At 32.9% G+C, this 13,328-nt stretch carries 9 protein-coding genes, 3 tRNA genes and 2 pseudogenes; 8 read left to right on the top strand and 6 right to left on the bottom strand.

What is annotated here, in order from left to right:
• From ACQY44_RS26115 to rpsT, 5 genes and pseudogenes are all read left to right on the top strand, one after another.
• Positions 1-266, top strand: a pseudogene (locus ACQY44_RS26115) (proline--tRNA ligase); the annotation flags it as partial.
• A gap of 77 nt (positions 267-343) precedes the next feature.
• Positions 344-415: transfer RNA gene (locus tag ACQY44_RS26110), tRNA-Glu, on the top strand.
• Positions 416-461: 46 nt separating this feature from the next.
• Positions 462-533: transfer RNA gene (locus ACQY44_RS26105), tRNA-Glu, on the top strand.
• A gap of 44 nt (positions 534-577) precedes the next feature.
• Positions 578-649: transfer RNA gene (locus tag ACQY44_RS26100), tRNA-Glu, on the top strand.
• A gap of 156 nt (positions 650-805) precedes the next feature.
• The gene (rpsT, locus tag ACQY44_RS26095) at positions 806-1,057 is read left to right on the top strand and encodes a 30S ribosomal protein S20 (RefSeq protein ID WP_056252442.1); all 252 of its coding nucleotides are present in this window, start codon (positions 806-808) and stop codon (positions 1,055-1,057) included.
• A gap of 326 nt (positions 1,058-1,383) precedes the next feature.
• Here rpsT and ACQY44_RS26090 read toward each other — a convergent pair whose 3' ends face one another.
• Both ACQY44_RS26090 and ACQY44_RS26085 read right to left on the bottom strand, forming a co-directional pair.
• Complete coding sequence (locus tag ACQY44_RS26090; RefSeq protein ID WP_428233196.1) at positions 1,384-1,788, bottom strand: response regulator; 405 nt, start codon at positions 1,786-1,788, stop codon at positions 1,384-1,386.
• A 5-nt stretch (positions 1,789-1,793) separates the two neighbouring features.
• On the bottom strand, positions 1,794-3,449 hold the full coding sequence (locus ACQY44_RS26085; RefSeq protein ID WP_428233195.1) for a PAS domain-containing sensor histidine kinase: 1,656 nt from the start codon (positions 3,447-3,449) through the stop codon (positions 1,794-1,796).
• 222 nt (positions 3,450-3,671) lie between these two features.
• Between ACQY44_RS26085 and typA the strand changes: the two genes are divergently transcribed.
• Entirely contained in the window at positions 3,672-5,468 is a 1,797-nt protein-coding gene (gene typA, locus ACQY44_RS26080) for a translational GTPase TypA (protein WP_428233194.1), read from the top strand.
• A gap of 152 nt (positions 5,469-5,620) precedes the next feature.
• Here typA and ACQY44_RS26075 read toward each other — a convergent pair whose 3' ends face one another.
• From ACQY44_RS26075 to ACQY44_RS26065, 3 genes are read right to left on the bottom strand one after another with little or no spacing between them, the layout of a single operon-like run.
• The gene (locus ACQY44_RS26075; RefSeq protein ID WP_428233193.1) at positions 5,621-7,966 is read right to left on the bottom strand and encodes a choice-of-anchor L domain-containing protein; all 2,346 of its coding nucleotides are present in this window, start codon (positions 7,964-7,966) and stop codon (positions 5,621-5,623) included.
• A 12-nt stretch (positions 7,967-7,978) separates the two neighbouring features.
• A complete protein-coding gene (locus tag ACQY44_RS26070; RefSeq protein ID WP_428233192.1) occupies positions 7,979-8,815 on the bottom strand; it encodes an ABC transporter permease in 837 nt (278 codons plus the stop codon).
• Positions 8,816-8,818: 3 nt separating this feature from the next.
• The gene (locus ACQY44_RS26065) at positions 8,819-9,730 is read right to left on the bottom strand and encodes an ABC transporter ATP-binding protein (RefSeq protein ID WP_428233191.1); all 912 of its coding nucleotides are present in this window, start codon (positions 9,728-9,730) and stop codon (positions 8,819-8,821) included.
• A 94-nt stretch (positions 9,731-9,824) separates the two neighbouring features.
• Here ACQY44_RS26065 and ACQY44_RS26060 point away from each other — a divergent pair, with 94 nt between their 5' ends.
• Positions 9,825-10,877 carry a hypothetical protein gene (locus ACQY44_RS26060; protein WP_428233190.1) on the top strand — a complete coding sequence of 351 codons (1,053 nt, stop codon included), beginning with the start codon at positions 9,825-9,827 and terminating at the stop codon, positions 10,875-10,877.
• Positions 10,878-10,984: 107 nt separating this feature from the next.
• Positions 10,985-11,845, top strand: coding sequence for a hypothetical protein (locus ACQY44_RS26055; protein ID WP_428233189.1), 861 nt, complete (start codon positions 10,985-10,987; stop codon positions 11,843-11,845).
• 164 nt (positions 11,846-12,009) lie between these two features.
• Here the strand turns inward: ACQY44_RS26055 and ACQY44_RS26050 are convergent.
• Positions 12,010-13,328, bottom strand: a pseudogene (locus ACQY44_RS26050) (metallophosphoesterase); the annotation flags it as partial.

Below are 13,328 nucleotides of genomic sequence, written 5' to 3'. Positions count from 1 at the left end.
CTGATTTATTTAATAAAGCTTTAGACTATCGTGATACTCATATTACGGAAGTAAATAGTTTTGAGGAATTTAAAGAAGTTTTAGAGGGTAAAGGCGGGTTTGTATCCGCTCATTGGGACGGTACAGCTGCTACTGAAGAAAAAATAAAAGACGTAACAAAAGCAACCATTCGTTGTATCCCTTTAGATGCTGTAGAAGAGGCGGGAACCTGTGTGTTTACAGGGAATCCTTCTTCAAAAAGAGTGCTGTTTGCTAAGGCATATTAATTTTTTTTATTTTTTTTTGCATCAACTATTGTGCAACTAAAAAATAGATGTATCTTTGCATCCGCATTAGGGAAGCAGGCCCGTTCGTCTATCGGTTAGGACGCATGGTTTTCATCCATGTAAGAGCGGTTCGATTCCGCTACGGGCTACTACTTTTACTGCGAAATTTTTCTTGAAATACTGAGAATTAAAAATGGCCCGTTCGTCTATCGGTTAGGACGCATGGTTTTCATCCATGTAAGAGCGGTTCGATTCCGCTACGGGCTACAATAATACCTCTATTTAAATATAGAAAAACTTAGAACGATAATGGTCTGTTCGTCTAGGGGTTAGGACTCCAGGCTTTCGTCCTGGTAACAGGGGTTCGATTCCCTTACAGACTACTAAAATTAGTTGTGAATAAGTTTTATAAAATAAAAATTGGTGTCTCGGTTTTTGTTTTATTAGTTAAAACCAAAGTGATTGTTTTGCAATTGTGGGAGGTTTTTCTTTTTTAACTAGTATTCTATAATAATTATTACATCTAAAATTAAAAAAAAATGGCAAATCATAAGTCAGCATTAAAAAGAATCAGAAGTAACGAAAAAAGAAGAGTTCTTAACAGATATCAACATAAAACTACTCGTAATGCGATTAAAGCATTAAGAATAGCTACTGATAAATCTGATGCAACTTCAAAATTATCAACAGTAATTTCTATGATTGATAAATTAGCTAAAAAGAACATCATTCATGATAATAAAGCTTCTAACCTGAAGTCTAAATTAACTAAGCATGTTGCTAAATTGTAATTAATTACAATTTCCTAAATATATGAAAGCCCTCTTTTAGAGGGCTTTTTTTTGTTTAGACAAAAGAGGATAAGTTTTCAAAAAAAAAATAAATAAATTCCAAATTCCAATACTGTAGCAATACCTATTGGAATTTGGGATTTATTTATTTTTGGAATTTTATCGTTGTGTGGGGATTGCGTTAGGGATGGGAGTGATATCCTTTTGTGACTATCAGGATTTTCTCGTTTATACTAAATGAACTGGAACAAAAGATTTAGCGGACAACCTGACCCGGAGGGAATGTCATTGTTATTGCTAGTATGGATTTGTATAAAGGGATTTAATTAAAGATCGATTTTCTTTTTGAGGTATTCCAGCATTGGCTGTGTGATTGGTTTTGAAAGGAAGTCAATGATAATTGGGTATTTTTTTGCTTTGGCCAAATCTTCAGGATTAATTGTGGAAGATAGTACAATTATATTTGCAGTATTAAACTCAGCATAAGCAGGAGAAGTAAAGTGGTCCAGGAATTCCCAGCCCCCCATAATAGGCATGTTTAGGTCTAAAAAAATCAATTCGGGCTTACTTGCTTTGTTTTTATCGTATTTTAAAGTATTAAAATGGTGCAACGCTTCTTCTCCATTTTGAGCGGTGATAATTTCTTTGGAAAAAGATGATTTTGAAATTACTTTTTTGCATAACATCAACGTGATTGGGTCATCGTCAATACATAAAATTTGCTCGAGCATATGAATTAATTTTTAAATGTTATTGTGAATGTTGTTCCTTTGTTGACTTCGCTTTCGATGCTGATTGTTCCTCCCATGGTTTCAACTTGCGATTTTACTAAATATAAGCCCAGGCCTTTACTGTCAGGGTAATTATGGAATCTTTGGTATAATCCGAAGACTTTATCACGATTTCTTTCTAAGTCAATCCCAATTCCGTTGTCCTTAAAAGTTAAGACTGCTTTATGGTCTATTTGTTCTGCGGTAATAGATATTTTTAGTTTTCTGTTTTCTGATTTGTATTTTATGGAATTGGTTAATAAGTTAAGTAATATGCTTTCGATATAGGCTTTGTTTGTGTTTAACAATGGTACTTTTTCAAAATGAAGCTTAATGATGGGTTTGTGCAGTTCTATTTGAAAAGATAATTGACTAAAAACATTTTCAAAAACTTCTTTTAATGACACTTCTTCTTTTTGCATGGAAGGATTGTCTTTGATTATAATGACTTTTACTAAATCGTTGATGGTTTCGTTTAGTAAATGAGTTGATTTGGTAAAGCCGGTCAGGATTTCCTGGAGTTCAGGATCTTCAATAGGGATGTCTTCTGTCAGGTTTAAAAGTCCGATTAAGTTGGATAATGGTGCTCTCAGATTGTGTGAAGTAATATATGAGAATTGCTTTAGATCCTTATTGTTTTGGGTTAGTTCCCGAATAAGGTGTTCTTTTTCTGTTTCTAACTTTTTTTCGTCTGTTATGTCCCTTTGTATAGAGATCCAGTGGGAAATTGTGCCTTCGTTGTTAAAAATGGGAATCATTGAAAAGCGAACCCAATATTCTTCTTTCTTCTTTGTGTAACTAATGGTTTCTATTAAGCACTCTTCTTTGTTTTTTATAGCTCTTAACAGTTTTTTCAGTTCTTCTGAATCTGATTTGGGTCCCTTGAAGATATTAGGTGATTTGCCTATTATTTCATGTGAGAGATATCCTGACATGTGCGAAAATGCAGGGTTTACGTAAACGATTTTAGGAATTTTACGATCTACTGAGTTTGCTTCTGTAATTAAAATAGAATCTTTAGATTGTGTAATTACGGTTTCTAAAAGTTTTAAGCGCTGTTCTTCTTCTTTTTGTTTGGTGATGTCCTGAATGGCTCCGATCATTCTGATCGCTCTTCCGTTTTCGTCCTTTAAGAGAAATCCCCTGTCTAAAACATATTTATAAGTTCCGTTAGCGCATCTGAAGCGGTATTGATCTTGCCATTTTTCCGTTTTTTGTTCTATAAAAGAGTATAGTTTAATAGACATTCTGATACTGTCTTCCGGATGTATTTTGTCAAACCACCATTTTGATGTTTTACCAACTTCTTCAGGATTATAACCAAAAACACTTTCTATTCCTTTGTTCCAGTTGATGCTGTCTTCCTGAATTTTCCAGTCCCAAATAGTGTCACTGGTTGCTTTTGCAACAATGTCATATTTTTCGTTCGATTCTTTGATTTCTTCGTTTGTTCTTTTTAATTTCTCGAAAATAGAGATGTTTCTGTTCTCGTTTTTTGCAAGTATGTATCTGAAAATAAATCCTGTAGCGAGTATGAAAAGGATATCTTTTACGAAGAATAAATAAAAATATCCTATTTTAGAAAAGTAGGCAGTAAGTATTTTATGACAGACTGCTGCCATAATTAGCGATATGATAACGTAAACTAGAGTAATTTGGAGAGTTTTACTTTTCATTACTCAAATATAGTTAAATTAACTATAATTAAACAACACCGAAAGCCCATTTTGGAGGTTAAATTTACAATGTTTTAACGAACTAATTACTTGTCTATACGCAAACTATCGCAGAAACGTTTTTTATATCAAAATAAAGTGTACCTTTGCACCCATTAAAAATCTCAGATGGAATCTATTAGAAACATTGCAATTATTGCCCACGTCGATCACGGTAAAACCACTTTGGTTGATAAAATTATGTATCACTGTCAATTATTTCGTGACAACGAAAACACAGGTGATTTAATTCTTGATAATAACGATTTAGAGCGTGAGAGAGGTATTACTATTACTTCAAAAAACGTATCAGTTCAATATAAAGGAACAAAAATCAATATTATCGATACTCCTGGTCACGCCGATTTTGGAGGAGAAGTAGAACGTGTATTAAACATGGCCGATGGTGTATGTTTGCTAGTTGATGCTTTTGAAGGTCCAATGCCACAAACGCGTTTTGTATTACAAAAAGCGATTGACCTTGGTCTTAAACCTTGTGTAGTTATCAATAAAGTTGATAAAGAAAACTGTACTCCTGAAGAAGTTCATGAGAAAGTTTTTGACTTAATGTTTGAATTAGGTGCTTCTGAAGAGCAATTAGATTTCCCAACTGTTTATGGTTCTGCTAAAAACAACTGGATGTCTGATGATTTCAGAAACCAAACGGACAACATTGAGCCTTTATTAGACATGGTAATCAAAAATGTACCAGCTCCTAAAGTATCTGAAGGAACTCCTCAAATGTTGATTACATCACTAGATTTCTCTGCTTTTACAGGTCGTATCGCTATTGGTCGTCTTGAAAGAGGTGTGTTGAATGAAGGTATGCCAATTTCTTTAGTAAAAAGAGATGGTAAAGTAATAAAATCACGTATTAAAGAATTACATACTTTTGAAGGTCTGGGCCGTAAAAAAGTACAACAAGTAATTGCTGGAGATATCTGCGCTATTATTGGAGTTGAAGGTTTTGAAATTGGTGATACAATCGCCGATTCAGAAAATCCTGAAGCTTTACAAACTATCGCAATTGATGAGCCAACAATGAGTATGTTGTTTACAATTAACGATTCACCTTTCTTTGGTAAAGAAGGTAAATTTGTAACTTCTCGTCATATTAGAGAAAGATTGACAAAAGAATTAGAGAAAAACTTAGCGATGAAGTTAGGTGAAACTGATTCTGCTGATAAATTCATGGTTTTTGGCCGTGGAGTACTTCACTTATCTGTTCTTATTGAAACAATGAGAAGAGAAGGGTATGAGTTACAAATTGGTCAGCCACAAGTTATCATCAAAGAAATTGATGGTAAAAAATGTGAGCCAATTGAAGAATTAACAATCGATTTACCAGAAAATCTTTCAGGTAGAGCAGTTGAATTCGTTACAATGCGTAAAGGAGAAATGCTTTCTATGGAAACTAAAGGGGAACGTATGATTGTAAAATTTAATATTCCATCACGTGGAATTATTGGATTGCGTAACCAATTACTTACTGCAACAGCTGGTGAGGCTATTATGGCACACCGTTTTATAGGATATGAGCCATACAAAGGAGAAATTTCCGGACGTAATAAAGGTTCATTGATTTCTATGGAAAAAGGAAAAGCGATTCCTTATTCTATCGACAAATTGCAAGATCGTGGTAAGTTTTTTGTTGAACCAAATGCTGAAATTTACGAAGGACAGGTAATTGGAGAAAACTCTCGTGCTGATGATATGTGTGTAAACGTAACTAAAGAGAAAAAACAATCTAACGTTCGTTCTTCTGGAAATGATGAAAAAGCAAGAATCATCCCACCAATTATTTTCTCTCTTGAAGAAGCTTTAGAGTACATTCAAAAAGATGAATATGTAGAGGTTACACCAAAATCTATTCGTTTGAGAAAAATTTATTTGACAGAAACTGATAGAAAAAGATTTAAATTCTAATTTTTATCATTTTATAAAAATAAAAGCCATTCATTTGAATGGCTTTTTTTATGTTGAGAAGTTTCCCGTTATGATGAGTTGAATTATCAGGATGGAATTGTAATATTCGAATTCGAAATTTATACTCAATTGAACATTGCTTTTTATTTACTCTATCTTTTTAAACTAAAATGACCTTTTACGGTCTTACCATTTATAAATTCTAAAGTAAACCAATAATCGTCTGCAGGTAATTGTTGGCCGTTAAAAAGACCATTCCAACCTTCCGTATTTTGATTCATTTGCTTTAATAATTTACCATAACGATCAAAAATAAATATTTTATAATCCGGAAGCTGATCTATGTTGGTGATCAGCCATAAATCATTATATCCGTCTCCGTTTGGTGTAAAAAACCTTGGATAATCTAAAACGTATAATAGGAATGAATTAGATAATCCGCAGCCATTTTTATCTCTGGCAATTGCATTATAAATTCCGGGTTTTACATTGCTGAATAACGGATCGTCCTGGAAAACACTTCCGTCTATTGAAAATTCATAAGTACCAATTCCCGTATATTTTATTAAAACTGAATTGTCAGTTCCGGAAAAATCTTTAACAACAGCATCAGTTATCAGGGCTGGTTCAGATAATACGACTTTAAATTTCTTCGTTTTTTCGCAACCGTTTACATCTGTTACCACTACTGAATAAGCACCTTCGGTAGTCACTGTTATAGAGTTGTCAGTACTTCCTGTATTCCATAAATAAGTAGCAAAATTATTGGCAACGCTCAATGTTAGCTGATCGCCTTTGCATAAACTTTGTGATTCGTCTTCAAAATTAGGAGGATCGAAGGTGTTTACCACAAGTGTAATTGGTGTAATATCAAAACAATCTGCACCATTTGTGGCTTTAGCATAAATAATTTGGCTAAATGGAGTAGTATTTTTGAAAATGTTGGGTAATACATTTGTATCATTTATTGCATCATTACTATTCAAATAATAGTTAAAAATTAATCCGGCAGGCAAACCTGTTGCAATTTGTGGAGTAACTTGAGTACCAAGATCAAATTGATAGAAACCATCTTGTTTATCGTCTCTGTCACAAGTTATTATTGGATTTTGATCTGGAATTACTGTGGTGGGGATTTGCAATTTTACTTCGGCAATTTCAAAACAGCCATATTGATTCTCAATTCTGGCGAAGACAATTTGATCAGGGATTTTATTGGTATATTTTTCTGGAGTTACAATCGGATTTGATTCTGTTTGAGCGTCCGCTAATGATTCATAATGGCCTTTGTTTAAAATTTCGGAAGCATTGTTTTTGACTATATTATCAACCTTGGTTAAATTAAAAATGGTAATTCCGTCCGTATTGTCATCACATTGTAGTAATGTTGTATTGTTTGACACTATTTCAGCTGCATATTCAATTTTAATTTCTCCGGATAATATACATGATGTACCTTTTACAGTGGCTTCGATCTTGTAATTTCCGGCATCTGTAACCTCAAAAGTTGAATTTGTACTTAGAGTAGTACTGGGATCATTTTTTTTGTACCATTTAAAATTATAATCTGCAGCTGCTAACTTGCTGTCTAAGATGATTTTTTCTCCAAAACAAGCAGGATTATTTGTTGCAATAGTACGATCTTCTCCAAGTACAATTTTTGAAGCAAAACTTCCGGCTTCGAGAAATATGGCTGAATTTTGCAGTTTAATTGTAGCGTCCCCGATTACCAGTTTTACATGATATGTTTTTCCTGTCGTTACTGTGCCTTTTGCAGTCATAACCACAGTTTGTCCGGCATAATTTATCGGACTGGTGCTACTATTTGTTCCATTAAAATAACTTTGGTTTGAGGCCTCGCAGCCCGTGTAGGCAATACCGCCAGGTCTTACTCCAGGTTCAATTTTTGGGCGAATATTTATCGAAGAAACAGGGATATTAGTACCAGGTAATACAGCTAAGTTTTGATAGGGATCAGTAGTTCCGGTTTCTTTGATTAAAAAAGCAAATCCATCAGAAAAGTCACAGGGATAGTTATATTGATATTCATTTGAAGCAAAAATATAATTAAAACTCAGGGAGGTTGTGTAAGCAGTAAAATCAAATTCTAAAAGTGTGGTATTTACAGAGGTAATACCTAGTATCTCATCCAAATCGCTGTCACGCCCCCATCTATCGTTGTCATCCTGACCGTCGATAGCATTACTAACAAACGGTCCAACCGCACTTTGACCTGTTGACGTTACTAATACGATGCCTTCCTCAAAAGGAAAGCTGCTTCCGTTTCTGTTAAAATAAGCAAAACTTTGCCTGCCTGGTCTAAATGTATCTCCGCTACCTGATGAATGCGAAGCAGTAGCACAAGAGCTATTTATTAAAACATTCTCAATAAGCTGCTGAGGAGTTTTTGTATCATCAATGGTTATATTCTGCGCTTTTATCTTTACAGATACTAAGCACATTAAAGAAACCCATAAAAGAACCTTAAAATAATTCATAGCTCAAATATACTATAAATCTCTATTTTTTAATAGTTTGTAAGAAAAGTAAATGAATAAAAACGTCCAGACTAAAACAATTAAAATAGAAAGATAATGAACACCGTAATCTTTAGTATTTTCTACGCCCATCTGTGTTCCAATGCTTTTTACAATTGATAATCTTGAAAAAGGTTCGATGATTAAGTTTGACATCGCTTCTAAAGGAAGAAATTGGGTAATATAATTGCCTGTATTGCTATCCGGAAAAATTTTGAAAACTAATATTCCTTTTACGATTCCTTCAAAAATACTCCAGACCATTAAAAAACCTAAAGCAAATGCAGAACGTTTTACTAAAATTCCCAGGAATAAACAGAAAGAAAAAAAACCTGTTAGCTTTACAAAAAAGGCTAAGAGATAATCTAAATCCATAAAAACGACATCGAGTTCTTTATAAGAAGAGAAAGAAAATCCTAAAATCAGCGTCATTACAAAGATGAAAATAGTAGAACATAAAGCAAAGAGTACAACTGTTAAGAATTTGGATAAAATAAATTCTTTTTTGCTTAGACCATCAATTAAATTTTGTTTTAAGGTGCCATAACTGTATTCGTTTGCCATCATAGAAACAATAACAATAGCCAGGAAAAATTTTAGCCAGGCAGCAATGTAAGTGTTGAAATGCCATATATAAGGAAAATTAAAAATTCCCATTTCAGCAAAATGAAATTTTAAAGGACCAATATCAAATTTTATAGAAGCGATTAAGGCAATGAAAGAAAGTAAAATGAAATACGTTAAAGTTAATACACGACTGGCTTTGTTTTTCCAGATTTTTTGTAATTCTATAGAGATAAGTCTGTTCATGGTTTAATTGTTTTGGATGGTAGCATTTTTCGTTAATTCTAAAAATTGTGCTTCTAAGCTGTTTTTACGTTTTACTAAATGACTTAGCGTAATGTTTTTAGAAAATAAAAACTGGTTGAGTTCTGAAGCTGATAAATCTGATTTTAAATAAACCAAAATTTTCCCTTCCTCTTCGGTAATTCGATCAACGGAAGAGTGAGCCGCTAAAACATTTTTTAAAGTTTCATTATCATCAGCCATAATTTCAAAGAAGCCTTCATTTGCCGACATTCCATCTACTGAACCTGAATATAAAATTTCTCCTTTTCGCAAAACAATCACATGTGAGCAAACCTTTTCGACTTCGTCCAATAAATGTGAAGCTAATAAAATAGTAGTTCCCTGTGAAGCGATTTTTTTGATGATATCTCGAATTTGATGAATTCCCTGCGGATCCAGGCCGTTAGTTGGTTCATCTAAAATCAAAATTTCAGGATCATTTAAAAGTGCTGATGCAATAGCTAAACGTTGTTTCATTCCTAGCGAAAAAGTACTGAATTTGCTATCTTTCCTTTCTGTTAAACCTACTAAACCAAGCTTTTCATTAATTTTAGAATAATTGATGCTTTTTATTTTACAAACCAATTTCAGGTTTTCTTCAGCGGTCATGTACGGGTAAAAGTTGGGTCTTTCGATAATAGCGCCTACTTTTTTTAGCGCTTCATGAGTCTGAATTTTTCCTCCAAACCAACTGTAATTGCCTGATGTGCGGTTTACAACATTCAGGACAATGCCCAATGTAGTCGATTTTCCGCTTCCGTTAGGGCCTAAAATGCCATAAACGCGACCTTTTTGTATTTCAAAAGAGATATTTTTTAAGGCTTGAATTCGCCCGTATCTTTTATGAAGATTTTCAATAGTAAGTATGGTTTCCAAATTTATTAGGTTTTAGTTTTTAGTAAGACGATTCAGCTTGTATATTGTTACGCTAAATTTTATTTAATGTAAATTTGTAATAAAGATATTCAAAATGAGCGAACCTTTAATGGTTTTAAAAAAACCATCGTACCCTTTAATACCCTCTCTTTTAAGTTATTTAGAAAGATACGAGCGTATTTCGAAAGTATCTGTTTTTTATGATGATTTATTGCGATTTTCCGGTTCTGTAAATGTATATGATAAAAATGAAACGGATACTTTATGGATTAGGGTTTATTACAATGAATTTGAAAGAACTGAAATTGATTTAAATTTAAAAAAAATATATTCGCTTTTACATTCTGATGGAAATAATGAGATCATTCAGTTTTTAAATGTTGATGCCATTGACTATTGTACTTTTGGCAATTCAAAGCCTTTTAGGATCAAAGTTCGAAATATTCTCAATGACAATTATGTTCATTTTTATATAAAAAAAGCTGATGCTTCCCGAATTTACGGATTGGAATTAGAAGATATCCTTTCTCCTGATAAAATTAACTTTTTGGTCTATAAAGACACTTTAATAGAGGAGCATATTATCGGAATTCCCGGAGATGTTTTTATGGAGACGCTATTGGATAATTGTACCGAAACCGAAAAATCTCAGATTGCGAAAGAATTTGTAAAGTTTAACGAACGCTGTATGATCAGGCTTTTAGGAGATATGCGGGCATATAACTATGTAATTGTTCCAATTCACGATTTTGATCAGGTTGTTTATAAAATTCGACCTATTGATTTTGATCAGCAATGCTACGAAGGGAATTTTAAAGTGTATCGTCCGCAGTTTTTTAAAGAAAACTATCCAATGATTCAGTTGATTAAGGAAAAACTGGAAGACCGGTCAATAATTCAATATAAAGATGAAGAAAGAGCGATTTTGGCCAAACGTATTCATTCTGCCGAAAACAGGATTAAAAAATTACTGAATATAATGTGTCACGATACAATATCGACAGATGAACATCTCAATCAACTAAAAATGGAATTGTATCGTTATACCAATGATATGAAGTTTAAAAATGCCAAATCTATGGGACATATTATGTTTGCGGCATTTGAGTTTATCACGCGCAATTTTAAAAATACAAATTTAATCTGACGTTTTTTGCCACAGATTTCACAGATTAAATGGATTTATTTATTGGATCATTTTTAAAATCATTTTAATCCCTTAATCTGTGGCTAAATAAATTAAAAAATAATCTTATGAAAAAGTTTTTTTTACTTGGAGTTTCTATTGCTTTACTGGCTTGTCAGCAACAGTCAAATGCTGATTTTAAAACCCTCTATTCACTTCCGAAAAAACTAAAAGAAGTTTCTGGAATTACGTATTTTCCTGAAACGAATTTGATTTATACTTTAGAAGACAGTGGAAACAAAAATGCTGTTTATGCCATTAATTCAGATGGAAAAATTGCTAAAACAATCACCATCACAAATGCGACAAACGTAGACTGGGAAGACATTACAAAAGATAAAAGGGGTAATATTTATATTGGAGATTTTGGAAACAATGATAATGAACGAAAAGATTTATGTATATATAAACTCAATAAAAATCAGCTGAATAAAGATTTGGCTGTCGCCGAATATAAAATTTCATTCTCGTATCCGGAACAAACTGAATTTCCGCCAAAGAAAAAAGAGCTATTTTTTGATGTTGAAGGTTTTTTTGAACATGGAAATTATTTTTATCTTTTTACTAAAAACCGAAGTAAAGGTTTTGACGGAACCGCTTTTATTTATAAAATATTAAATGCGCCTGGAACTCAAAAAGCGACTAAGATTGGTGAATTTAAAACCTGTGATAATTATAATCATTGTGTTTTAACCGGTGCAACAATTAGTCCTGATGGTAAAAAAGTAGTTTTATTAAGTCACGATAAAATTGTTTTGTTTAAAGGTTTCAAAGGAGATTTATTCGATACAGGAACTCAAACCGAAATAAAACTAAATCACTATTCGCAAAAAGAAGCGATTGTTTTTAAAGATAATAACACTTTACTAATCGCCGACGAAAAAACAAAGAAAGTAGGAGGTAATGTTTATGAGTTTAAACTAAAGTGATTTTAATATTCTAGGTTCTGAGTTGTTAAGGAACTAAGTTTCTACGTTTTTTTTAAGTTGATAAGCTTAGAGTTGCAAAAAAAATTAGCCACGAATTCACGAATTTTTATTGTAAAATAATTCGTGAATTCGTGGCTAAAAAACTTTGTTACTTTGAGTCTTTCTTAGAAACTATATGCTGCTCCAAAAATAACTCTTCCTTCTTCTTCAGGAGATTTAAAATAAGAGATTCTGGCTGTCAAAACATTGATTGCATTGATCCAAAATCCGCCACCATAATCCTGATGCCATTTTTTGGAACTTTCGCCATCAAGCCATATTCTTCCATAATCGAATCCGCCCAGTATTCCGTAGGTCAAAGGAGCAATTGTTTTTTGAATTTTACCAATAGTAAAACGTAAATCACTACTTTGAGAAAAATAGGAACTTCCTAAAAAGCGTTCGTTTCTATAACCGCGTAAATCCGTATCTCCACCCAAAGTAGCACCTTGATAAAATTCGTAGTTATTGTTCAAAATTGCTTTTCCTTTTAAGAGCGTAGCTAATACAAGTTTTCCATTATGATCTATCTTATGGGTAAAGCCCAGATAACTTTCAATAGTGGGAAAGTTTTGTTTTGTATCACTTAAGTTAGTCATCCAGGTTGCAGAAACCATAAAAGCCATTCCTAACGTTGGTTTTGCAGCAAAATCAGCATTTTTAAAAAGATATTTAATTTTTGCACCACCATAAACCTGACTGTCAAAAACGTTTGGACTTATAATATTTGGTGTATCAATAAAGCGGTCTTTAGTTTCTTCAACCCTCATTTGTTGCAACATAGGCTGAAAGCTGAATTCGCTTCCATATCGGCCCACATGTCTGATAGCTCCGGACACATTAAATTTCTGAATACGAACACGGTTGTAATTCATTCCAAATTCGTCTGTATTGTTTTTGGTTTCGTTTCCATATCCAAAATAATTTATCGCAAAATTTGGTGTTGTATATTGCGATTCAACATCAATGACCCATTTACCCAATAACCCTGGAAAATGCGCTACATAATTAAATTCTAAACCTCCTGTAGCAAAGTAATAGAACGCATTTAAAACGTGCCTTTGTGTATAAGGATTCTGTTTGAAATTGTTGACCGTATAATTTAAATTTACGCCCATTTTTACACCATCGTCAGGGTTATAGCCAATGTTTGGAAGTCCTGATATCACGTTATACTTTGGTTTCTCGTAGTTGTATAAATTCACATCGTAATCATCAGTTAGTTCTGTTTTGGTTCGGGAATCTAGATTATAAGTGTTTTCTTTTGATTTAAAATCGTACACAATTACTCTTTTTCCGTTTTCGATGTTGTATGTATCATTATTCTGACCACCAATTAAACGAATTTTTATTCTCGATTTCTGATTCCCGATTACTTGAAAAATATCATTATCATCTAAACCGTAAATCCAGAGATTTTTGGTTTTAGAATCTGTTACTTTTT

It is taken from the genome of Flavobacterium sp., assembly GCF_965277525.1.
In the GTDB taxonomy this organism is placed as follows: Bacteria; Bacteroidota; Bacteroidia; order Flavobacteriales; family Flavobacteriaceae; genus Flavobacterium.
This window is presented reverse-complemented; position numbering and strand designations above follow the sequence as displayed.